General features: G+C 73.9%; 1 pseudogene. It reads left to right on the forward strand.

The window, feature by feature from the left end:
* Positions 1–613: pseudogene (locus MJ785_RS19610) on the forward strand (hypothetical protein); the annotation flags it as partial.

Raw genomic sequence — 613 nt, forward strand, 5'->3', positions numbered from 1 at the left:
CGAGCAGATGGCGCGTTCCGGCGCGGAGCTGACCGCCACCGCCACGCTCACCGACTGGTCGGATACAGCTACCGGTACGGACACAGGTACGGACACAGGTACGGACACGGGCTCGGGCCTGGACGACGACGGCCGCCGGGCCGCCGCGGCGGTGCTGCTCCTCGGCGCGCGCCTGGTCGAGTCCATCGGCGGTAAGCGTCGCCGGGGCGCGGGCCGCTGCCGCCTGGAGGTGGCCGCTACCGGAACCGGAACCGGAACCGCGATCGGCCCGCCGCTGCCGACGCTCGACAGCCTGGTCACCTGGCTGCGGGCACGCGACGGCGTCGCCCCGCCCGTGCCTCCCGCCCGCGTCGAGACGCCGACCTCGGCTGATCCCGACCATTCGGGCGAGACCGGCTGGGAGATCATCGAGCTGCGGCTGAACCTCGACACACCCTTGATCGTCCAGGACCGCGCTGTCGGCAACGCCGTGCGGTCGCTGCGATTCGTGCCCGGCTCGCTGCTGCTGCCCGCCGTCCTGCGACGGCTGGGTGCGGTGCCCGGCTGGGACCCGGCCGGGCTGGCCCGTGCCGGCGATCTCGTTGTCACGAACGCGACCGTCGACGTGGACGGT

It is taken from the genome of Protofrankia sp. CiT1, from assembly GCF_917627335.1.
Lineage (GTDB): Bacteria > Actinomycetota > Actinomycetes > Frankiales > Frankiaceae > Protofrankia.